The organism is Hymenobacter seoulensis (assembly GCF_054780535.1).
Window position 1 is genome coordinate 283,566 of the sequence record NZ_BAAGWD010000002.1, and the last position, 20,293, is coordinate 303,858.

Consider the following 20,293-nt stretch of genomic DNA (forward strand, 5'->3'; position numbering starts at 1 on the left):
CTATGCCGCGTGTAAAGCACTTTTTGATCTGGTTACTAGTAGCGCTAACGCTGCCCAGCTGCCTCGACCCATTTGAGCCGGAGGTGGAGGGTACGCCCGAGGGCTATCTGGTAGTAGGCGGCTTTATTAACCTGAATGGCATAACTACCATCCGGTTATCGAGGGCGCAGGGGGTAGCGAATGCCGCCGCCGCCGCGCCCGAAACCAAGGCCACCGTTACGGTATGGGATGATGCCGGAGCCTCGTTTGCGCTTTCGGAGCAAGCGCCGGGTAGCTATAGTTCAGCCCTCCTGACTTTAAGCGACGCCCGGAAGTACCAAGTTCGGCTGCGCACCTCGGCGGGCCGCGAGTATGCGTCGGAGCTGGTGGTGGCCAAGAGCGCGCCGCCCATTGATAGCATTTCCTGGGCCGTTGAAAACCGGGGCGTGCAGCTATACGTGAACAGCCACAACCCCACCAATAACTCGCGCTACTACCGCTGGACCTACGCCGAAACCTGGGAGTTTCAATCAGCTTTCAGATCTAGTATCGAGTATGTTAACGGCACTATCCAGGAGCGCACCGAAGATATTTACCGGTGCTGGGGCTCGGCCAACTCCAACACCCTTCTGTTGAGCAATACCGTTCGGCTGAGTGAGGATGTGGTGTCGGAATTTCCGCTGGTGTTGCTGCCTCGAAACTCCGTAAAGCTGCGCTATAAGTACAGCGTGCTGGTTCGGCAATACGCCCTCACGCCCGAAGAATATGCCTACTGGGAACTGCTGAAAGCCAACACCGAAAGCTTGGGCGGCCTCTTTGATCCGCAACCTACTCAGCTCACGGGCAATGTGCGCTGCCTGACCGATGCCGCGGAGCCTGTAATTGGGTACATTGGGGCGGGCGCCGTTACGGAAAAGCGCCTGTTTATTGCCAGCACCGAGCTGCCTGATATTCGCTATGAAACCGGCTATGGAGGATGTAGAGACATTGATACCGTGTTGGTTAAAGATGCCTCAACCGCTTTCGCAAGCCCGGCGTATTTGCCCCTCTATAACATCTATATTCCTCAAACCAGCATCCTGATTGGCTACGCGGCGGCCACTGCCGAATGCACCGACTGCCGCCGCCGTGGCACCAACGTCCGGCCCGACTTCTGGCAGTAAGCCTCACCTGCTTTGTTTAGATCCTTCATTTTCTTTACTACCGTGAGTTCTTCGCTCAACCGTTTCCGGCTACTCCGCCAAACTCCTAGCGTATGGCTGTGGTGGGTGGTAGGATGGTGGCTGGCCGGGCTAGGTAGCGCCGCGGGGCAAACCGGCTCTGGCAGTATTCCGCAGGCGCTGGCCCGCTATGCCCAGCACCTGCCCACCGAAAAGCTGTTTCTGCACCTAGACCGGCCGTGTTACGTGAGTGGCGAAACTATGTGGTTCGCGGTTTACGCTGTGGAGGGGGCTAGTCATCAGCCACTGGCAGCCAGTACTGTGGCCTATGTAGAGGTGCTGGACCAGGAGCAACGGCCCGTGGCGCAAGGCAAAATTGGGCTGCGTCAGGCCCTGGGGCAGGGTTCATTTGTGTTGCCCGCCGAGCTTGTTTCGGGGCAATACACCGTCCGGGCCTACACCAACTGGATGAAGAATTTCGGGCCCGCGCTGTATTTCCAGAGCTCCATAACCATCGTGAATACCCGCACGCCGGTAGGTCCACCGGTTGCTCGCACGGCGGCTGCTTTCGACCCACAGTTTTTCCCGGAGGGCGGCTATTTAGTACAGGGTCTGACTAGCAAAGTCGGCTTTAAGATTACGGATGGCCGCGGAAAGGGCGTGGCCGCCGAGGGCACTGTGCTGGATGAGGCTGGGCAGCCGGTGGGTCGTTTCCGTACGCGGCGGTTTGGGTTGGGCAGCTTTTCCTTTACGCCTACCAAAGCGGGTGCTGCTTATACAGCCGTTATCCGGGTTGGCACGCAGCACACCATAACCAGCGCCTTGCCCCCGGTGCAGGCCCAGGGCTACGTGCTGCGCCTGGAAGATGTTAATGCCGAGCAGGTTCGGGTGGTGGTGCAGGCTAGTGGCGCTGGCTTGACTACGGAGCCTCTTTTTCTGCTGGCGCATACCCGGCAGCAGCTGGCCTTTGCGGCTGAGGCGCAGCTAGGTAGTGGCCAAGCCCAATTCATAATCGAGAAAAAACAGCTGGCGGCGGGTATCACGCATTTTACGCTCTTCAACAGCAAGCGGCAGCCCTTGTGCGAGCGGCTCTACTTCCGGCCACCCACCAACACCTTAGCCCTTACGGCCCGCCCCGATAAAGCCCAGTACGCACCCCGCCAGCAGGTACGCTTGCAACTGGCGGCTGCCCTAGCCCCCGGCGCCTCGCAAACCGCCCACGTGTCGGTGGCCGTGTACCAGCTCGATTCATTAACGGCCGCAGGAGGCGCGGATATCTCCAGTTACCTGTGGCTTTCCTCTGATTTGAAGGGGACTATTGAAAACCCGGCGTATTACGTCTCGGCTCCAGATACAGCCGTGGCCGCCGCTGCCGACAACCTGATGCTGACGCAGGGCTGGAGCCGGTTTACGTGGGCTGAGGTGCTAGCAGAAAAGCCGGCGCCTGTAGCCTATCTGCCCGAGCTCAATGGCCATCTGGTGCGGGGCCGGGTGCTCCACCGCTCTACCGGCGCTCCGGTGGCGAGCATCCCGGTGTACCTCACCGCGCCCAACCGGGCCATTCAGCTTCATAATTCCATCAGCAAGCCCGACGGCAGTATTCAGTTTGAAATGCCCCACCTGTACGGAGCCAAGCAGTTGCTGGTACAGCCCAACCTGCGGCGCGACAGCCTCGTGCAAGTAGAACTCCTCAACCCGTTCTCAGCGCACTATACGCCGGCTCCCAAGGTTCCCTTTACGCTGTCTGAGCGCTTGGCCGCGAGCCTTCGCCGCCGACATGTGCAGGCCGAGGTACAGCAGCACTATGGAAGTAGGCCGGTGGTGTACCACATGCCCGCTACGGACACCGTGGCGTTCTATGGACAGCCCGATGAGCGCTATTTGCTCGATACCTACACTCGGTTTAAGGTGATGGAAGAGGTGATGCGCGAGTACGTGCCTGGGGTGCTGGTTCGGATTCGGAAAGACGGGTTTCACTTTCTGGTGCCCGATGACAATGCCCGTACTACCCGCGAAAACCCACTGGTGCTGCTAGATGGCATGCCGGTGTTCAATACCAACCAGATTATGGCCTTTGACCCCCTGAAAGTGCAGAAGCTGGAGGTGGTCAGAAAACGATATTTCGTGGGGCCGCTCGTGTACAACGGCATCGTAAGCTACACCACCTACAAAGGCGATTTAGCCGGATTCCCGCTCGACCCGCGGGTACTGCTCCAGGAGTATGAGGGCGTGCAGGGCCAGCGCGAGTTTTACGCGCCGCGCTACGAAACGCCCCAGCAAGCTCAAAGCCGGCTACCCGACTTCCGCAACTTACTGTACTGGAATCCGGCCGTGAGCCTAACCGCCGGCACCAGCTCCGAGCTTACCTTCTATACCTCCGACCAGGTAGGTGCCTACCAAGTAGTGGTGCAGGGCATTTCCGGCGCCGGAAATACCGGCAGCACCACCTACACCTTTGAGGTAAAGCCGGCTTTATAAGACCGAGGCAGATACTACGTCAGCCGCCACTTGTGGCAATACACGTTGTAGCGTTTCTGGCGCACGAAGCCGCAGAGCGTCATGCCGAAATCCGTAGCTGCTGAAACGGCCAGGGAGCTTGGAGCACCCACGGCAGCTAGTACCGGAATGCCTGCCACGGCGGCCTTCTGCACCAGCTCAAACGAGGCCCGCCCGCTCACGAGCAGCACCGTGTTGTGCAGTGGCAACATATCCTGAAACAGGGCCGCGCCAATTACTTTATCCAGTGCGTTGTGGCGGCCTACATCTTCGCGCAGCAGCAGTAGTTCGCCTTCCGGCGAGAACAGGGCTGCCGCGTGCAGACCGCCAGTTTGCTCAAATAACTCCTGGGCGGCCCGTTGCCGCTCGGGCAGTTGGTGCAGTACAGCCGCTTCTACGTAGGGCCCAGCGGCAGGTAGCACGGGGCAGGCCGCCGCGTGCACTGCCTCAATGCTGGTTTTGCCGCACACGCCGCAGCTGCTGCTGGTATAGAAATGGCGCTCCAGGCGAGGCAAATCGGGGGAGGCGCTAGGGGCCAGCTCGGCCCGAACCACATTCTCCCGTTCCTCTTCTTTTTCCACATCGGGGCAGTAGATAATGCCCTGCAGGTCCTGGCGGCCCCGGATGATGCCTTCGGTCAGTAAAAAGCCTGCGGCCAGCTCAAAGTCGTGGCCCGGGGTGCGCATGGTAATGGAAAGCGTGCGGTGCTCTCGCTGTTCACTAGGCCCAAAACCCACCCGAATCTCCAGGGGCTCTTCGGCGGCCAGCACATCCGAGGCTTCGGTTATTTCCGTGCCCTGCACTTTGTGCACGGTAACGTAATCGTAGCTGGTAGGGGGCAGAAAAACAGGCGCAGACACGGCAACAAGTCAAGAGGGAAGAGAAGATACAAGAGCAGACGGGGGCCGCCCGCTACCCGAGCAGGACGTAAGCGCCGGCTATTAGGTTAACCTTATGGCCCAGAAGTAAGTTTAGCCATGACACACCTTCGCCAGCAGGAAACCGCCCGCTGATAGCGACCCACATGGCCATACCTAGTATCTTGTAGAATGCTTACCACGGAAGAACGCCAGATATATCGTCGGCATTTACAACTGCCTGAAATAGGCGAGGCGGGCCAGCTCCGCCTGAAAAATGCCCGCGTGCTGGTAGTAGGAGCCGGCGGTTTGGGCTGCCCTATTCTGCAATATCTGGCCGCCGCCGGCGTGGGCACGCTGGGCATTGCCGATGCCGACAAAGTGGAAGCCAGCAACCTGCAGCGGCAGATTCTGTATGGCCCCGCTGACCTGGGCCACGCCAAAGGCACTGCCGCCGCCCGGGCCATTCACCGCCTCAACCCGCTCGTGCATACGGAAGTGCACAACTGCCGCGTCACGCTGGGCAACGTGCGCGACCTAGTAAGCAAATACGACCTAGTAGTGGACGGCTCCGACAACTTCCCGACGCGCTATCTGCTGAATGATGCCTGCGTGAGCTACGACAAACCGCTGGTGTCGGGTGCTATCTATAAGTTTGAGGGGCAGGTTTCCGTCTTTAATTACAAGGGCGGCCCCACGTACCGGTGTTTGTTTCCGCAGTCTCCTTCGTCCTCAGAGGCACCTAACTGCGATGCTACCGGTGTGTTGGGCGTGCTGCCGGGGCTAGTAGGTACGGTTCAGGCTACGGAAGCGCTGAAGGTAATTCTTGGCATTGGGGAGGTACTGTCGGGGCGGCTATGGCTGCTCGATGCTCTTTCCTTCGAAACGCGCACCCTGCGGTTTGCCCGGCAGCCCGCACAGGCCCTGCTGAACCTCGATACTGCCCCCGTCAGCGACTACGCCGACTTGTGCGGCGTCAGCATCCGCAGTATTTCGGTTACGGAGCTGCACACGCTGCTGGAGTCGGGCCAACCGCCGTTTTTGCTGGATGTGCGCGAGCCCCACGAGTTTGCCGCCAGCCACTTGCCCGGCGCTACGCTGCTGCCCCTGGGCAGCCTGGAGAAAGGAGTGCCTGCCTTGCCCAAACAACACCCCGTGGTGGTATACTGCCGGAGCGGCCGCCGAAGCGCAAAAGCCATTGAGCAGCTCCAAACCAACTTCGGCCTCACCAACCTGCTCAACCTAGAGGGCGGGATTCTGGCCTGGGAAGAGCAGGAGCGCGTGGTAGGGCTGTAGGCAACCACCCCTGAACTGAATGCGGCGGAAGAATGCCTAACAGCAGGCGGCTTCCGCCCATGCGGCGCTAATTCCGTACTTGCGTACAAATCTGGCCAGCCGAGAGGGGCTTGGGCTGCCTGTGTGGGGTAGTACTTGTTCTCGGGGCCGGCTTCTTAGTGTAGTATCACCTGCTTTCCTTATGCCGCTTGCTGCCTCGCCGCTGGCCCGCCGTCCTCGCCTCCGCTTTGACCGAAACGAATTTGCCGGCGCGCTCGGGGACTTAGGTACGGACTTACCCTTGCTCATTGGCATTATTGCGGCCTCCGGAATCAATAGCGCTGGCGTGCTGGTCATGTTTGGGCTGATGCAGATTTTTTCGGGCCTGTGGTACGGTATGCCCATGCCCGTGCAGCCCCTGAAAGCCTTTGCTGCCCTGGTCATTGCCCAGAAAATTCCGGGCCGCATTATTTTTGGCGGCGGGCTGGCCATTGGCATCGGTATGTTTCTGCTGTCGGTATCGGGGCTAATTGATGCCCTGGCGCGCTTGGTACCCAAGCCCGTGGTGCGCGGCATTCAGTTTGGTTTGTCCTTGCAACTGGCTACCCTGGCCCTGAAAGAATACGTGCCCGCCGATGGCCTAGCGGGGTTTGCGCTGGCGGCCGCCGCGTTTCTGGTTACGGTAGTGCTGCTGGGCAACCGGCGCTGGCCAGCGGCGCTGGTAGTACTGGTGCTGGGCGTTAGCTATGGGTTAGTCTTCAAACTCGACCTAGGCACGGCCCAACGCGCCATTGGCCTGCACTTGCCCGCCTGGCATGTGCCCCAGTGGGCCGATATTCTGACGGGTGCGGTGCTGCTGGCCTTGCCCCAAATTCCGCTTTCCCTAGGCAACTCCGTGCTGGCAACCCGGCAGGTGGTAGAAGACTACTTTCCGGAGCGGCCTCTCTCGGTGCGGCAAATTAGCTTCACGTACTCACTCATGAACCTCGTAAATCCGTTTCTGGGTGGTTTTCCCGTATGTCACGGCTCGGGCGGTATGGTGGGGCACTACACGTTTGGCGGGCGCACGGGTGGCTCGGTGGTGCTGTATGGGCTGCTGTTTCTGGTGCTAGGGCTCGTATTCAGCCAAGGCTTCCAGCAACTAGTCCAGATTTTTCCGCTGCCTATTTTGGGCGTGCTGCTGCTGTTCGAGGCCCTGACGCTGGCCACGCTGCTGCGCGACATTAGTGGCACGCACTCCGAACTGCTGCTGGCCTTGCTAGTAGGCCTGCTGTGCAGCGGCCTGCCCTACGGCTACTTAGTGGGGCTAGTGACGGGCACGGCGCTTTATTATGCCATGCAGCGCGGCTGGGTAGGACTAGGCAAGTAAGCTGCCGGAAGTATGGTTACCTTGCGGGCGGGGAACGGGCTACGGCGCTGCATGCGGCTGGCAGCCACTCTACGGTTGGCCCAGGCAACGATTCGCGTATGGAAGAAAATGTACTCTGTCAGGTTTGGAAAACAGTGCGAATGGAGGCTGGGCCGCATCCGTTTCAGGGCTACTGGAGCACCGGCGACAGTAAGCTCTTCGACTTTCGTTTTCTGGATGCTCCGCAACTCGCTTCTGCTGCTAGTCCGGCGGCCAACTGGACCCGTGACGCCGACAAAATCCGGCACCCGGGCAATGAAAGCGCCCTGTATCTGCTGATTCAGGCCGCCACGCCCGAGTACCTGGTGCTGGAAATGCACATGCTGTACTCCGGTCAGGATCGGCACACGCTCACGCTCTATCTGGTTCCAGATACTTTGAGCGCACGTAGGGCCTAGTCGGGTTGGGAGGGTACGTGTTCCGGAGTCGGCACGGCCGGGTTGCGGCGCGCAATCCGGTACATTACCGATAGCACCAGGTTGTTTTTGGAGGTGCGGCTTTGCGGCGTGAAGATGTTCTGATCGTAGTGGGCGGCCGTGTAGTTCGACTGGTGCAACCAGCCAGCCTGCAAGGTCCAGTTGGCATCAAACTGATAGCCTACGCCACCATACACCCGGTTACGCTCAAAAAACGGGCCCTTGGGGTTGAGGAATATCTCATCATACGCCGACAGAAAAAACGTCTGGTCGGTGATGGTGGCGTGGTTGAGGGGTAGAAAACCATTCAGGCGGTACCGGATGCGGTTGCGGAACGTGGAGGAGCCGGCGGGTGTGATATTATCCCGGAAGGAAAACCAGCGCTGCTCTACGCGGTAACGGTGCTCTACCTTCAGGCGGGCGCTGTAATGGGTGAAGGTTACTTGTTGCCAGAGGCGCTTTTCCACGTTCAGCGGTCCGTCGCCGAGGTCCCGGTAATCGGAGGTAGAGTAGCGGCCCCCGGCCACCATAACGCTGAAGTTTTTAGAAATATCGTAGCTGATGCCGCCCTTCAGCTCATTGTAAAAAAACTGCCGAAACAGGTTGTTGGAGCGCGCCTGCACCTCGGCATAGCCACCCCAATGCTTGGGCCCGCCCGGCAGCACCACCGTCCCGATGGTCCAGGTGCCCCAATGCGGATCTGCAATGGCATTGGTTTGGGCCTGCGCCGACTGGCACATAGCGCCGCACCAAGCAGCCGTCAGGAGCAGAATAGCAGAGGGTTTGGAGAGCAGCATGGCCTAGGGAAGAAGGAAGGCAAAAGTATAGAGCGCGGTTGTCGGATACACCAATCGAGAGGCAGAATAAGGTAAACTCGATTAAATGGGCAAACACCAATTTGCGTAGCACTCGAGTAGTTTCAGCTGGTAGCAGGTCTGGCACTTGGCAGCAGCAGACATCACACAGAAGAGTTACGCTATACGCTAAACGGCACCGCCGGATGAAGTAAATACCACCATCATAGCACGCTTTGGAGCACCGCCTGATACTCGGCGTTGTCGGTGAGGCCGTTGTGTCCGGCGCCGCGCAGCGTAATAAACTGGTCCTGGGGTTTCAGCAACGACTTCAGCTTCAGGCTTGCCGCATGGCTGATTAGCTCGTCTCGCTCCCCATGGAAAATAAGGATGGGCGCACTAATCTGCGGCATCACTTCCTCGGTATTGAGGAGGTAGCGCAGGATAGCGCTCGGAATCCAGGGGTAATGCTGGCGGGCTACAGCGCGCATGCTCAGGTAGGGTGCCTGCAGAATCAGCAGCTTGGGGCGGTACCGGGCGGCGAGCCAGGCTGCCGCGCCAGTGCCCAATGAGTAGCCCAGCACAACGGTGCGGTCTTCGGGGTATTCCTTTAAAACGTGTCGATACGCCACTTCTACATCCTCGAGGAACTGCTCTTGGCTGCTGATGTGGCCCCCGCTTTTGCCGTAGCCGCGGTAGTCCAGCAGAAATACGTCGTAGCCGAGGCGCGTGTAAGTAGGCGCAACCATTCCCCAATCATCGAGGGCGCCGCCGTTGCCGTGCAGATAGAAAACCAGGCCTTTGGGCGTGGGCGTTTCGGTGCGGAAGTGCAGGGCATGTAGTTGCGTGCCGTCGGGTGTAGTCACCCAGCGCTCCTCAAACCGCCCCGGAAACAAAAATCGGTGCTGCGCCGACAGCTTGGTGGGGAAGAACAGCAACCGCTCTTGCTGAAAATACAGTAGCAGACATACCGCCACGTACACTACCGCACCTAACCCCAGTATCCAGAGAAGAACTTTCATCTTGCTTCAAACATACGTGGGTTTCACGTAGTCTGGTAGTTCTTCCGTGTGCCCTCACCGATTTGATAAGGTGCTTAGGGGCTTCTTACCCCCCAATCGTGCTCATCGACTCAAAGCTGAGCTGATGCAGCGGGCGCTGGCTTTCGGCCTCAAAGCCATTAGCGGCGCGGTTGCGGAACGCGGTTTTCAGGGCCTCTGCAATCTGCTCATCCGAGGAGCCGCCGCGCAGCAGCGCCCGAATATCCAGCACGCCCTGGTCGTAGAGGCAGGTTTTGAGGCCACCTTCCGCCGTAAGCCGAATGCGGTTGCAGGTGCCGCAAAACGTGCGGGAATATGCGGCAATGATGCCCAAACGGCCCTGATGGCCGGCCACGGTGTAGTGCGAGGCGGTGTCGCCGGGGCGGGTGCTCACGGGGGTCAGCTCGCCTAAGTTCAAGGCCAGGTGTTCCCGAATGCGGTTATGGTTCCAGGGCAGGGTAGCAGCGTGGCTGCCGCCGTTGAAGGGCATTTCCTCAATAAAGCGCACATCTACGGGCAGCTCGCGGGTCAGCTCGGCCAGGGGCAGAATGTCCTGCGTGTTCTGGCCGTCCATTACTACCGCGTTGATTTTCACCCGGATGCCGGCCGCCAGCAAGGCATAAAACGTTTCCATCACGCGAGGCAGTTCATCACGGCGCGTGATGCTGGCAAAGCGCGCCCGGTCCATCGTATCGAGGCTGAGGTTCACGGCTTTCACGCCCATGCGAGCCAGCTCCGGCACATACGGCGCCGTAAGTACGCCGTTGGTGGTCATGGTCAGCTCCTCGATGCCCAGAATTTCGGCCAGACGGCTCATAAAGGGTACCAAGTCGCGGCGCACGAAAGGCTCGCCGCCGGTCAGGCGCACTTTGCGCACGCCCAGGCTGGCCATAATAGCTACCAGCCGCTCCATTTCTTCGTAGGTCAGCAGCTCCTGCTTGGGCAGATACTTAATGCCTTCTTCGGGCATGCAGTAAAAGCAGCGCAGGTTGCACCGGTCCGTGACGGCCAGCCGCAGGTATTCCAGCGGACGGCCGTGGTTATCAAACAAAACGGACGGAACAGCAGCAGGCATAGCAGGCAAAAAGAAGCGTATCGCGAAGTCCGCGAATGTAAAGCAAAGGCGGATACTACATCCCTAACAACCGGATGACCCAGATTGTCAGTCTTCGAAAAGAATTCTGCGTAGTTGGCTCCTCTACGAAGATTACTAGGCAGAAGATGTTCCGGAACCCAGACAACAATGCCAACCCGCCGTAGTTTAGCCTACAGCAACCGAAATTGCCGCAGCCACTAGCCCCTGAAGTTGCGTAAACCGTGGCATACTTTGCGTAATTACTCTAAGATAATGAACCTGAAAATAGCTTTGTTTGGCATTGCCCGCGAAATAGTAGGCCGCTCCTCGCTGGAAGTTTCGGCGCCCGAAGGCCAGTCGGTGCAGGCGCTGCTGGCCTCGTTGCAGGAGCAGTACCCAGGCCTGGGCCAACTTTCGAGCCTAGCCGTGGCCGTTAATAACGAGTATGCCACTGCGGATGCTGCCTTGTCGGAGCGGGATGAAATTGCTTTGATTCCGCCCGTTAGTGGGGGGTAGCAACCGCTGACTAGCTCTGTGTCTAACGCGCCCGTTTACCGTCTGCGTTGGGTTTCAGACAGGTTACTAGCCCTTGCCAGCACGCCAACTGCCCTAGAAGTGGTGGGTTGGGTGCGCTGTTTAATCTTCCTTCATTCTGCTTGCTCCTTGATTCACATCGACCTCATTGACCAGCCCATCGACGTACTGGCCGCCTTGCAAACGGTGCAGGCCGATGGCGCCGGCGCCGTTAATACCTTCATTGGCACTGTCCGCAACAAAAGCACGGGCCGCCCAGTCATTCGGCTGGAGTATGAAGCCTATGACAGCATGGCCCTGCACCAGTTGCGCAAAGTAGCAGAGCAAGCCGTGGAGAAGTGGCCCATGCTTCAGAAGGTTACCGTTATTCACCGCAAAGGCACGCTCTATATTGGCGATGTAGCCGTGATAGTGGCCGTATCGACCCCGCACCGCGCCGAAAGCTTCGATGCCTGCGAGTATATTATCGACACGCTCAAGCAAGTGGTAACCATCTGGAAAAAAGAGTTCTACGAAGATGGCGACGTGTGGGTAGCCGCGCATCCGTAGGGTTTGACCAACAACGAGGCCTAGTACCCGCCGGTATTTTCTCCCAGTACTCGGGAAAGAATACGGGCAGGTACTAGGCCTTTGCTTTACTGCAACTCCTGTTTGGCCTGCTCCGCTTCCTCGGGTGTGTTCACGTTGCGCAGCTCCTCGGGCGCCGGCGCGGGCAGCAGATTGATATCGGAATTGATCAGCGATTTGCGCGGGCAGCTGTAGCCCAGGCTCAGGAAGCGCAGCAGCGTGCCGTAGCTACTAGGCTCCCAAATGGTGATAAGCGGCTCGGGCCATTCGTTTTCGGAGCTTTGGAAGGCCGTAGCCATTTTGCCGGCCTGCCGATGCTCTACCAAATGGCCCAACGTAGTTTCGGAAAGAAACGGTAAGTCGCAGGCTACCACCAGCCAGGCCGCGTTGGGGTCGAGGCGGAAAGCCGACAGCAGCCCGCTCAGGGGGCCCAAATCTGCAAACGTATCGGGCAGGGGGCGCAGTCCGGCATATTCTAGCTCCACCACCTGGTCGGGGCGGCAAGAAACGTGCACATCCTGGCAAAACTGGGCAAGTAGCTCGGCGGCGTGTGCGCGTTGCTCCTGGCCATGATAAGCCAGCTTACCTTTATCCTGGCCCATTCGCTGGCTCCGGCCCCCGGCCAGCACCAGGCCGCGCAGGGGAGGAGCCGCCGCGTGCCATTCCTGCAAAATCAGGTCGGCTAGGGCTTGGGTGTCGTGGAGGGGTAGTACGGGTATCTGTGCTTCGGCCAAATGAGCACGCAAATAGGCGGGCACCTCCGTTACGCCCTCGGGCAGCAGCAGGGCGCGCACATCCGTAAGGCGGTCGAGCTTCTTTTCTACGGGCTTGGCGGGGTCCAGAATCACAAGTTGCTGCCGGGCCCGGAAGTGGTTGCCGTTTACCAGCACCAGGCTTTGGTGGTGGAGCAGCTCCTGCTGGCTAAACTTATCGAGCCCACGCTTCACATCCAGCCTAGTGAAGGTAATTTTATCGGTGAGCTCCGCGGCGGCCCCGGCTTGCAGAATAGCATCCTGGTCGCCGCTGCCGCCTTGGGCGGCATCGTCGCCGGCAGCATGGTCGGCATCCACGTATGCTACTTGCAACTGGCTGGCAAGCAGCGGAATAAGTCGAGTCGTTAGCTCCTTGATTTTGCCGCAGGGTGCTCCCAGAATAGCCAGCTCATGCCGGTTAAACTCGCCCAGATGGGGCCGGGCCAATTGGGCGTGCTTGGTGCGTGGCCCTCCTTTCGGCTCTTCAGAAGTACGGTTATCCGGCATGATGAAAGTCCTGTTTGCCGCCGGTTTTTTCCAGCAGACGGGTTTCCTGAATTACAATGTTGTGCGACAAGGCTTTGCACATATCATAAATGGTAAGAGCGGCCACCGAGGCACCGGTGAGGGCTTCCATTTCTACCCCGGTTTTGCCGGTTACAGTAGCGGTGCACTCAATCACCACGGCATCTTCGCCATCAGGCTCAATGCGCACCTGGCAGTCGTCGAGGCCAAGCGGATGGCACAGCGGAATCAGCTCCGAGGTGCGCTTGGCGCCCATAATACCAGCCAGAATAGCCGTCTGAAACACGGGGCCTTTGCGGGTAGGCAGGTCGCCTTCCTTTACCAGGGCCATAATTTCGGGCCCGAGGACCACGCGGCTGCGGGCTCGAGCCACACGACGGGTAGGCGTTTTCTGGCCCACATCAACCATGGCAGGTTGGCCGGCAGCGTTTAGGTGAGTGAGTTTGGAAGAAGCAGACATAAAGAGGAAATAGAAAGCGAAGGCCGCAACGTGTGCTACACGGCTAGGCGGGCCCATTGGGCGGGGTACAGCCGCTCAAATTGGAAAGGCGAAGCGGCTTAAGCAACAGCTCCTGATACGCGAACCGTTACGTTTGCGCTGCCTAACTGGCCAGAACGAGTTGCCGTTGCCGCATCTTGCCAAACAACCAACCCAATTACCCGTTGGTTAACGGCGCAAGCTAACGCTTACCCTACATTCGTGCCCATGCTCACCGTTCAAGAAGCCACCCGCCTCGTACTCGCTACCATTCACACACTGCCTCTAGAGCATCTGTCGTTGCCGTTGGCGGTGGGGCGCGTGCTGCGCGAAGACCTACGCGCCGACCGGGACTTCCCGCCCTTCAATAGGGTAGCCATGGATGGCATTGCGCTGCGGTTTGCGGCGCTAGAGGCCGGACAGCTGGAATTTCGCATCGAGAGCACCCAGTTTGCGGGCCAGCCCCCTACCCCCCTGCAAGACCCTGGCGCGGCCATTGAAATCATGACCGGAGCCGCACTACCCGAAGGCCTTGATACAGTTATCCGCTACGAAGACCTTTCGTTCCGGACTAATGAAGCCGGCAACCGCTTGGCCGCCGTGCAGGCCCTACCCCCGCGCCAGGGCCACAACGTGCATGCCCGTGCTGCCGACCGCCAGCAGGGCGACTTGCTAGTACCGGCCGGTACGCGCCTGGAGCCCGCCGAGGTAGCTGTAGCAGCAACTATAGGAGCCGCCACGGTTGCCGTCACGCGCCGGCCTAGGGTGGCCGTGGTTAGCACCGGTGATGAACTGGTGCCCATCACGGAGAAGCCCGCCGCCCACCAGATTCGGCGCTCCAACGCCCTGATGCTGCAAGCCGCGGCCTGGCAGGCCGGCGCCGAGGCCGATACCTTTCATTTTGATGACGACCCCGCGGCCCTGCGCCATGGCTTACCGGCGTTGCTGGAAGGCTATGATGCCGTGGTACTCAGCGGGGGCGTCTCGAAGGGAAAGGCCGACTTTCTACCCGAAACCTTGCGGGAGCTAGGCGTAGAGCAGATTTTTCATGAGGTGCAGCAGCGCCCCGGTAAGCCCTTCTGGTTTGGCCGGCAGCCGGGTGGCGCGGTGGTATTTGCCTTGCCGGGCAATCCGGTTTCCACCTTTGTGAACTTTTACCGCTACGCCCGGCCCTGGCTGCTAGGGGTACAGCAGCCCGCAACCCCATCAAACCTGGAGGTAGTTTCTGGTTTATTGGGTGGCCCAGTGCCTGCCGTGCTAACCCAGGATGTTCAGTTTCGGCCCCGCCTCACGCATTTCCTGCTTGTGAGCCTAACTCCTGGCCCCGATGGCCGCCTGCTCGCCACTCCCGAACGCGCCGGCGGCTCCGGCGACATGGCCAGTCTGCTTACCTCCGCCGGTTTCCTGGAGCTACCGCCTGAACAGGAGCACTTCCCGGCCGGCAGCGTGCTGCCCGCGTGGCGGTTCCGGGGTGCATAAGTAGAAGTTTACGGACTGACTAGTAGTATTCTCAGTCAACGACAAACTTGCTTCTGAAACTTTTCTACGTGAGTCATTCCTAAGTCAATGCACCGTTTTAGATCAGCGCAACAGCCAACCAAATCCTGAACTTGATACTTAGCAACAGCCCTATTTTCGTAAGCAGTTGCGTAGTTCGGGTCTAATTTAATGGCCTGATCATAGGCTTCAATAGCTTGTTCGTAATGACCTTGCATTAGGTGTGCTTTTCCTATCCCGTAAAAACTTGTTTTGTTCGAGGGGGAAACCTGAATTGCGTGCTCAAACTCGGAGAGAGCGAACCGATAGTTGCGCTCCTGCAAATAGCTGTAAGCAATGTTTTCGTAAGATCTCACATCGGTTGAATCAGCTTTTTTCATTTGCGTGAGATACAGCCGCGCTTTTTCAAACTCACCCAGGCTATTGTGGATTACCCCTAGGTTCCAAAGGGCATTGTAGTCATCAGGGGTGAATTAATCAGCGTTGATAGCTAACACCTGCTGCGAATCCTCTTGAGCGCCTTTATAATTTCGCTGCTGATATTTGGCTTTACTGCGAAGAATCAACGCTCGTTCCTGCAGCGGCTGTTGCTTTAGCAAGGCATCAAAATGCTGGATGGCCGCGGCAGTATTGCCGGCATTTAGCGCCTGCTCTCCCAAGACAAATTCATCTACACTGTTTTGTGCTTGACAAGATTGGGCCAATAACAATAATATAAACCAAGACCAAAGTACAGTACGCATCATAGCGTTAAAGATGCCAAGGCTGGCCAAGAATGAAAAACATATTAGGCTAGTAATTCTGTAATCATACATCACTATCCGCCACTTCACCCCTCGAAATCGTGGCCGCAGGTGAAGCAGTGGCATTGGGGCTTTTCGGGGGCTAGTAGCCAGAGGCGCAGCTTAGTGAAAAGCGTATCGGTGGGTTGGGGTAGATGCCGGCACACCACATCATGATGCTGACACCGAGGACAGGAGGGGGTGCTGGTACTGGTGCCGGTTTCGGCGGCTTCGTGGGGTAGTGCGTGCATGGGTGTGCGGTGCGGGTGCAGCAAGTCCTGTGCAGCCGCTACATCGGGCTCCCGCACATACAGGCGCACCCCACCCGAGAGCACCGAGCCATACGGTCGGTTTTCATTGCTCAGAAAGCACGGGATGCCCTCCGCATCGAGCCGGTTTTTTGCTAAGTGAGCCGCAATAGTATCCGCAAAGGTGTCGAGCAGCACAATGGCCGGACCGGCGGCGTCTGAATCAGAGAACATGTGCTTAGAAAGGGTTTGCCCAGTAACAACAAAAGCACCCGCGAAGGTGCTTTTGCTGCTGAAAAGTACTGGCTGGCTGTTACTTAAACAAGGCCAGCGCTTTCACAAAGGTCTGGGTGACGCCCCAGGCCAGCGGAATGCCTACAATAAGCCAGGCAATGGCTACCGATACGGTCGAGCTGGGCGAGGCATCGGGGGCGGTGGTACGGTTTGCGGAAGTATCCATTTGCAAGTGAAGTCGGAGTAAGGAAAAAATAAGACTAGGGCCTCGTGAGGCACCTAGTTTAGGCCACGGCTTTCTGAGGAGCAGCTTCTTTCTCGAAGTACTTCTCTGCCACCGGCTTTACCAAGAAGTTGGCAATCAGGCCAATGACAAGCAGGCCCGCCATGGCGTAGAACACGTTCTGGTAAGCTGCTGCACCTTGCAAATTGTTGGCTTTAGCATTGCTGTGCAGGAAATTCACAATCAGCGGGCCTAGTACACCGGCCGTGCTCCAGGCCGTAAGCAGGCGGCCATGAATGGCTCCTACCTGTACTTTTCCAAACAAGTCGGAGAGGTACGCCGGAATAGTAGCAAAGCCGCCACCGTACATGCTCAGAATAACACACGACACTACCACGAACAGGGCCAGCGAAGCACTAGCTCCTAGGGTAGGCACCAAGGCATACAGCAAAATGCCCAGCCCAAAGTAAATGGCATAGGTGACCTTGCGCCCCAATTTATCGGAAGCCGACGACCAGAAGAACCGGCCAAGCAGATTAAACAAGCTCAGCAGCCCGACGAAGCCTGCTGCGGCCGCGGCCGTTACGCCTCGGCCTGCCCCCATCACGTTATCCGAGAAAGACTCCTGAATAAGGGGCGAAGCGGTTTCGAGTACCCCGATACCGGCCGTTACGTTCGTGAGCAGCACCACCCACAGCAGCCAGAACTGCGGCGTTTTGATGGCGTTATCGGCCGTAACGTTGCCACTTGTGATAAGCGCGCTGTGCTCGGTAGGAGCTACATAGCCCTCGGGTTTCCAGTCATCGGCCGGCACCCGAATGCTCCAGACGCCAAACTGCATGAAAATCAGATAAATGACACCCATGGCAATGAAGGTAGGCGCCACGCCAAGCGGTGCGGTATCCTTGAAATGGTCCATTAGCGCCACCGATAGGGGCGAGCCAATCATGGCGCCGCCGCCAAAGCCCATGATAGCCATGCCAGTTGCTACCCCCTTGCGGTCGGGAAACCACTTGATAAGCGTACTCACCGGCGAGATATAGCCAATGCCTAGGCCTATTCCGCCCACAAACCCGTAGCCGAAATACACCAGCCATAGGTTGTGCAGGTGCACGCCCAACGATGCAATAAAAAAGCCGCCGCTAAAACATAGGGCTGAGGCCATCATGGCCTTGCGGGGGCCAACCCGTTCCAGCCACTTTCCAAACACCGCCGCCGACAAGCCCAGCAGCACAATGGCAATAGAGAAAATTACGCCCAGTTGGGCCGGAGTCCAGTCGGTGGGAGCCGGAGCATCGGGGTTACCGCTGATGAGCGCCCCCAGTGGTTTCTTGAATACGCTGAACGCATACGCCTGCCCAATGGCCAGGTGAATGGCCAGTGCAGCGGGCGGAACAAGCCAGCGGTTGTAGCCTGGGCCGGCTATAGTTCGGCTGCGGTCCAGTAAGGAAGCGTTTGCCATACGTGAAGGGGTGTTTTTGTAGTAGAGAAAAGAACGGACTGACCACCCGTTAGCTGGCTGGAAGCGCTCAGCTTTACGTGTTGGTCCCTGATAAGGTAGAAGGCTTTTACAGGCTTTCTAAGGAAGAGTTCAACTATTTTTTGCTAACTACCTATAGCTTCAGCCGTTACATAGGGCTTTGACTTCCAGTGAATCTGCACTCCTACCAGTTCAGCTCAGGCTAATATCTGTATCTACATGCTTGTTTGAGGCTTTTTTCAGAAACCCTGGCAACCTGAGAACTGCTGAGTAGGGAGTGCGAAAGTGCTAGGTGCTGCTGTGTCCGCAACCTCTGCTGCCGACGCTAGGCTTCGGGCCCGGGCATAAAAAAAGCTCCACCGTGAGGTGGAGCTTTGGAATAGGGTTGAGGCCAGAAGGCAACCTAGGGCTGCTTTACGGCTTCGCCGAGGTCTTTTACGTCGCGGCCGGTTTCCAGGGCCGTAAACTCGGTTTGCAGCGCCCGGATGTGCAGCTCGTCGCGGCCCTTGATATCGAGGCGGATGGCCCGGAACTGTGCGTTCAGGCGGCGGCTGATGGTAGTGGCATAATCCCAGTCGCGCTGGGTCCATTGGGTGCGGTTGGCGCGCACCTGCTTCATAAACTGTACAAAGGCAGGCTCAATGGTTTGTGGAGTAAGCTGCTCTACGTTGGCATAGGTGCCGAGTAGCTCATTCGTGAAGGCTGCTTCTGCCGCTTTATCAAGCGGCTGCCGGCTGCGGGCCCGCGAAACGGAATCGAAGCGGGCGGCCCGGCGGCCGGCCGTGCGCAGCTTAGTTGCCGCCCGGTCAGCCAGCGTATCTAGCTTGCGGGCTTCTTCTTTCACAATATCCTGACGTTCGCGTGGGGTGGAGTCGCAGGCAGTCAGCAGCAGAGCAGCAGCCGGAAGCACAAGTAAACGGAGGTAGTTCATGCCGGAAAGGTAAGAGTTGTACGCAATAGGTAGCGCCGCCTAGCCGGCGGCAGTACCTCGTACGGGAAAACCCTGGCGGAAGCTGCGCCGCTGCTAGGTGCTTACTGCGGCCGAAGCCGGAACGTAAACGGCAGCTCGTGCCGCGACACCACGGCCCGGCTACCAATGCGCGCCGGAATCCACTGGGCCGGAATGGTCCGGGCCACGCGCAGCGCTTCTTCATCGCAGCCGGAGCCAATACCCAGCAGCACCTGGTGGTTAGAGGCCTGACCTAGTGTATCCACCACAAACGACACCAGCACCCGGCCCTGCACGTTCTTGCTTTGCGCCGACTCAGGGTAGTTAAGCTTCGACATGTACTGCGCCAGGGCCGCGTCGCCGCCTATAAAGAATACGGGGTGCGTAACCCGCTGGCGCGTCCATTCGCCAGAGGGCGTTTGCACCTGGTAGGGAATATCATCAAACGGACGATAAAACAATAGCTTCTTGGCGGTGTGGTCGTACTTCTGGGCCACTACTTGGCTTCCGTCACGGGTATAGGCGTAGTATTCCCATACACCCACTTTTTCGCCTTTTTCAAGCGTACCGCTTTCAATTTCGTTTTTACGCAGCTTTTGCGCCTGAGCAGCGCTGGTACCCAATAGTAAGAGTAGAAGTAACAGGTGTTTCATGCTGTACATGACAAGAGTGGGAATTCGGGGAACGGGTAGGCAAAAAAGGGCAGGCAGCCGACTGAACGAGCAGTCGGTATGGAACCGATTGTAAAAACGAGTCTTAGTTTAGTTATATGCAGCGCCTGGGCTGCCAAAGGTGGGAATTAGGCGGGTGGGAGCATGTACGCACTGTTGTACGGCAAAAAAGCAGCTGTTATTGGTGGGGGGAGTTACCAATATCACAGCTAGTGCCGGGAAATTTACAAATTTCCATCCAGCCTAACAACAAACTTGTAAATGAGGTTGCTAGCACTCAGCAACTTAATCTTTTTACTCCTCTAGCCGGTCTCGCAGGTCGCGCAGCTGGCTCTGCAGGCCCGGCCACGCTGGGCATAGCGCCTCCAACCGACCTAGTACCCGCAAGGCGCCCCGGTCATCGCCGAGCATGCGCAGCATAGTGGCCCACCCCGAGAGAGCCCCAAAATGGCGCGGCTCCAGCCGCAGCGTTTCGCGCACATCGCGCAAGGAAGCATTGTACTCACCCCGCAGATAATAGGCGGTGGCGCGTTTGTTCCAACCCTCTGCATACTGCGGGCTGGCTTCAATAAGGGCATTAAACTCGCTGATGGCCGTGCTGTAGTTATCCGCTGCCAGGTACCGCATGCCGGCTTCTAGGTACTTATCGAGCACCAAGTTGCCGGTAGTAAGCCAAATCTGCCAGATACCTTCCTGCAGCACCTCAACTTCGGCGGGCGTTGTGGCCTCCCGTAGGCGGGCAAATAAGTCGTCGAGGGAGTCCAAGTAGTGAAGTTATGAAGGGTGAAGTTGAGCGTTTTACGTGCGGTTAGCGCCAGTGGTGCAGTCAATGATAAGAAATCGGCTACTTACC

Annotated in this window: 22 protein-coding genes and 1 pseudogene; 8 read left to right on the top strand and 15 right to left on the bottom strand. The window is 58.3% G+C overall.

Annotated elements, in window-relative coordinates; genetic code table 11:
- Positions 1-2: 2 nt before the first annotated feature.
- Both ACYVHC_RS08965 and ACYVHC_RS08970 read left to right on the top strand, forming a co-directional pair.
- Entirely contained in the window at positions 3-1,142 is a 1,140-nt protein-coding gene (locus tag ACYVHC_RS08965) for a DUF4249 domain-containing protein (RefSeq protein ID WP_460613350.1), read from the top strand.
- A 42-nt stretch (positions 1,143-1,184) separates the two neighbouring features.
- A complete protein-coding gene (locus ACYVHC_RS08970; protein WP_460613351.1) occupies positions 1,185-3,617 on the top strand; it encodes a hypothetical protein in 2,433 nt (810 codons plus the stop codon).
- Positions 3,618-3,631: 14 nt separating this feature from the next.
- Here the strand turns inward: ACYVHC_RS08970 and fdhD are convergent, their stop codons facing one another.
- Entirely contained in the window at positions 3,632-4,495 is an 864-nt protein-coding gene (gene fdhD, locus ACYVHC_RS08975) for a formate dehydrogenase accessory sulfurtransferase FdhD (protein WP_460613352.1), read from the bottom strand.
- A 189-nt stretch (positions 4,496-4,684) separates the two neighbouring features.
- On the opposite strand from fdhD, the gene moeB reads away from it, so the two are divergent.
- The 3 genes from moeB (at position 4,685) to ACYVHC_RS08990 (ending at position 7,573) form a co-directional block, all read left to right on the top strand.
- A complete protein-coding gene (moeB, locus tag ACYVHC_RS08980; protein ID WP_460613353.1) occupies positions 4,685-5,788 on the top strand; it encodes a molybdopterin-synthase adenylyltransferase MoeB in 1,104 nt (367 codons plus the stop codon).
- 181 nt (positions 5,789-5,969) lie between these two features.
- Entirely contained in the window at positions 5,970-7,136 is a 1,167-nt protein-coding gene (locus ACYVHC_RS08985; RefSeq protein WP_460613354.1) for a putative sulfate/molybdate transporter, read from the top strand.
- 98 nt (positions 7,137-7,234) lie between these two features.
- Positions 7,235-7,573 carry a hypothetical protein gene (locus ACYVHC_RS08990; RefSeq protein WP_460613355.1) on the top strand — a complete coding sequence of 113 codons (339 nt, stop codon included), beginning with the start codon at positions 7,235-7,237 and terminating at the stop codon, positions 7,571-7,573.
- On the opposite strand, the gene ACYVHC_RS08995 is transcribed toward ACYVHC_RS08990, so the two are convergent.
- From ACYVHC_RS08995 to moaA, 3 genes are all read right to left on the bottom strand, one after another.
- Complete coding sequence (locus ACYVHC_RS08995; protein ID WP_460613356.1) at positions 7,570-8,388, bottom strand: DUF2490 domain-containing protein; 819 nt, start codon at positions 8,386-8,388, stop codon at positions 7,570-7,572. The genes ACYVHC_RS08990 and ACYVHC_RS08995 overlap by 4 nt on opposite strands.
- A gap of 221 nt (positions 8,389-8,609) precedes the next feature.
- Positions 8,610-9,407, bottom strand: coding sequence for an alpha/beta hydrolase (locus ACYVHC_RS09000; RefSeq protein ID WP_460613357.1), 798 nt, complete (start codon positions 9,405-9,407; stop codon positions 8,610-8,612).
- Between the two features lie 85 nt (positions 9,408-9,492).
- On the bottom strand, positions 9,493-10,500 hold the full coding sequence (gene moaA, locus ACYVHC_RS09005) for a GTP 3',8-cyclase MoaA (RefSeq protein ID WP_460613358.1): 1,008 nt from the start codon (positions 10,498-10,500) through the stop codon (positions 9,493-9,495).
- Between the two features lie 273 nt (positions 10,501-10,773).
- On the opposite strand from moaA, the gene moaD reads away from it, so the two are divergent.
- Together moaD and ACYVHC_RS09015 are read left to right on the top strand one after the other, a co-directional pair.
- Positions 10,774-11,016: a MoaD/ThiS family protein gene (moaD, locus tag ACYVHC_RS09010; RefSeq protein WP_460613359.1), complete on the top strand. Its 243-nt coding sequence runs from the start codon at positions 10,774-10,776 to the stop codon at positions 11,014-11,016.
- A gap of 147 nt (positions 11,017-11,163) precedes the next feature.
- Entirely contained in the window at positions 11,164-11,583 is a 420-nt protein-coding gene (locus ACYVHC_RS09015) for a molybdenum cofactor biosynthesis protein MoaE (protein ID WP_460613360.1), read from the top strand.
- Positions 11,584-11,669: 86 nt separating this feature from the next.
- Here the strand turns inward: ACYVHC_RS09015 and ACYVHC_RS09020 are convergent, their stop codons facing one another.
- A complete protein-coding gene (locus ACYVHC_RS09020; RefSeq protein WP_460613361.1) occupies positions 11,670-12,860 on the bottom strand; it encodes an NTP transferase domain-containing protein in 1,191 nt (396 codons plus the stop codon).
- The gene (gene moaC / locus ACYVHC_RS09025) at positions 12,850-13,338 is read right to left on the bottom strand and encodes a cyclic pyranopterin monophosphate synthase MoaC (RefSeq protein ID WP_460613362.1); all 489 of its coding nucleotides are present in this window, start codon (positions 13,336-13,338) and stop codon (positions 12,850-12,852) included. Before moaC ends, ACYVHC_RS09020 begins: the two co-directional genes overlap by 11 nt.
- Positions 13,339-13,584: 246 nt before the next feature.
- Here moaC and ACYVHC_RS09030 point away from each other — a divergent pair, with 246 nt between their 5' ends.
- On the top strand, positions 13,585-14,835 hold the full coding sequence (locus ACYVHC_RS09030) for a molybdopterin molybdotransferase MoeA (protein ID WP_460613363.1): 1,251 nt from the start codon (positions 13,585-13,587) through the stop codon (positions 14,833-14,835).
- A gap of 35 nt (positions 14,836-14,870) precedes the next feature.
- Here ACYVHC_RS09030 and ACYVHC_RS09035 read toward each other — a convergent pair whose 3' ends face one another.
- From ACYVHC_RS09035 to ACYVHC_RS09075, 9 genes and pseudogenes are all read right to left on the bottom strand, one after another.
- Positions 14,871-15,233, bottom strand: coding sequence for a tetratricopeptide repeat protein (locus tag ACYVHC_RS09035; protein WP_460613364.1), 363 nt, complete (start codon positions 15,231-15,233; stop codon positions 14,871-14,873).
- Positions 15,222-15,308, bottom strand: a pseudogene (locus tag ACYVHC_RS09040) (hypothetical protein); the annotation flags it as partial. The gene ACYVHC_RS09035 and the pseudogene ACYVHC_RS09040, both read right to left, overlap by 12 nt.
- Before the next feature lie 18 nt (positions 15,309-15,326).
- On the bottom strand, positions 15,327-15,599 hold the full coding sequence (locus tag ACYVHC_RS09045) for a hypothetical protein (protein WP_460613365.1): 273 nt from the start codon (positions 15,597-15,599) through the stop codon (positions 15,327-15,329).
- A gap of 83 nt (positions 15,600-15,682) precedes the next feature.
- Positions 15,683-16,117, bottom strand: coding sequence for a putative signal transducing protein (locus ACYVHC_RS09050; RefSeq protein ID WP_460613366.1), 435 nt, complete (start codon positions 16,115-16,117; stop codon positions 15,683-15,685).
- Positions 16,118-16,196: 79 nt separating this feature from the next.
- Entirely contained in the window at positions 16,197-16,343 is a 147-nt protein-coding gene (locus tag ACYVHC_RS09055) for an MFS transporter small subunit (protein ID WP_460613367.1), read from the bottom strand.
- A gap of 58 nt (positions 16,344-16,401) precedes the next feature.
- The gene (locus tag ACYVHC_RS09060; protein ID WP_460613368.1) at positions 16,402-17,802 is read right to left on the bottom strand and encodes an OFA family MFS transporter; all 1,401 of its coding nucleotides are present in this window, start codon (positions 17,800-17,802) and stop codon (positions 16,402-16,404) included.
- 421 nt (positions 17,803-18,223) lie between these two features.
- Complete coding sequence (locus ACYVHC_RS09065; protein ID WP_460613369.1) at positions 18,224-18,751, bottom strand: hypothetical protein; 528 nt, start codon at positions 18,749-18,751, stop codon at positions 18,224-18,226.
- Positions 18,752-18,852: 101 nt separating this feature from the next.
- On the bottom strand, positions 18,853-19,422 hold the full coding sequence (locus ACYVHC_RS09070) for an energy transducer TonB (RefSeq protein ID WP_460613370.1): 570 nt from the start codon (positions 19,420-19,422) through the stop codon (positions 18,853-18,855).
- Between the two features lie 312 nt (positions 19,423-19,734).
- Positions 19,735-20,205, bottom strand: a complete 471-nt coding sequence (locus ACYVHC_RS09075) for a tetratricopeptide repeat protein (protein WP_460613371.1) — start codon at positions 20,203-20,205, stop codon at positions 19,735-19,737.
- Positions 20,206-20,293 lie beyond the last annotated feature (88 nt).

What these genes read in the sequence shown, in the direction of transcription:
- ACYVHC_RS08965 (WP_460613350.1), top strand. Translation starts at nt 3, where the DNA reads ATGCCGCGTGTAAAGCACTTTTTGATCTGGTTACTAGTAGCGCTAACG.
- moeB (WP_460613353.1), top strand. Translation starts at nt 4,685, where the DNA reads ATGCTTACCACGGAAGAACGCCAGATATATCGTCGGCATTTACAACTG.
- ACYVHC_RS08985 (WP_460613354.1), top strand. Translation starts at nt 5,970, where the DNA reads ATGCCGCTTGCTGCCTCGCCGCTGGCCCGCCGTCCTCGCCTCCGCTTT.
- ACYVHC_RS08990 (WP_460613355.1), top strand. Translation starts at nt 7,235, where the DNA reads ATGGAAGAAAATGTACTCTGTCAGGTTTGGAAAACAGTGCGAATGGAG.
- ACYVHC_RS08995 (WP_460613356.1), bottom strand. Translation starts at nt 8,388, where the DNA reads ATGCTGCTCTCCAAACCCTCTGCTATTCTGCTCCTGACGGCTGCTTGG.
- ACYVHC_RS09000 (WP_460613357.1), bottom strand. Translation starts at nt 9,407, where the DNA reads ATGAAAGTTCTTCTCTGGATACTGGGGTTAGGTGCGGTAGTGTACGTG.
- moaA (WP_460613358.1), bottom strand. Translation starts at nt 10,500, where the DNA reads ATGCCTGCTGCTGTTCCGTCCGTTTTGTTTGATAACCACGGCCGTCCG.
- moaD (WP_460613359.1), top strand. Translation starts at nt 10,774, where the DNA reads ATGAACCTGAAAATAGCTTTGTTTGGCATTGCCCGCGAAATAGTAGGC.
- ACYVHC_RS09020 (WP_460613361.1), bottom strand. Translation starts at nt 12,860, where the DNA reads ATGCCGGATAACCGTACTTCTGAAGAGCCGAAAGGAGGGCCACGCACC.
- moaC (WP_460613362.1), bottom strand. Translation starts at nt 13,338, where the DNA reads ATGTCTGCTTCTTCCAAACTCACTCACCTAAACGCTGCCGGCCAACCT.
- ACYVHC_RS09030 (WP_460613363.1), top strand. Translation starts at nt 13,585, where the DNA reads ATGCTCACCGTTCAAGAAGCCACCCGCCTCGTACTCGCTACCATTCAC.
- ACYVHC_RS09035 (WP_460613364.1), bottom strand. Translation starts at nt 15,233, where the DNA reads ATGAAAAAAGCTGATTCAACCGATGTGAGATCTTACGAAAACATTGCT.
- ACYVHC_RS09045 (WP_460613365.1), bottom strand. Translation starts at nt 15,599, where the DNA reads ATGATGCGTACTGTACTTTGGTCTTGGTTTATATTATTGTTATTGGCC.
- ACYVHC_RS09050 (WP_460613366.1), bottom strand. Translation starts at nt 16,117, where the DNA reads ATGTTCTCTGATTCAGACGCCGCCGGTCCGGCCATTGTGCTGCTCGAC.
- ACYVHC_RS09055 (WP_460613367.1), bottom strand. Translation starts at nt 16,343, where the DNA reads ATGGATACTTCCGCAAACCGTACCACCGCCCCCGATGCCTCGCCCAGC.
- ACYVHC_RS09060 (WP_460613368.1), bottom strand. Translation starts at nt 17,802, where the DNA reads ATGGCAAACGCTTCCTTACTGGACCGCAGCCGAACTATAGCCGGCCCA.
- ACYVHC_RS09065 (WP_460613369.1), bottom strand. Translation starts at nt 18,751, where the DNA reads ATGAACTACCTCCGTTTACTTGTGCTTCCGGCTGCTGCTCTGCTGCTG.
- ACYVHC_RS09070 (WP_460613370.1), bottom strand. Translation starts at nt 19,422, where the DNA reads ATGAAACACCTGTTACTTCTACTCTTACTATTGGGTACCAGCGCTGCT.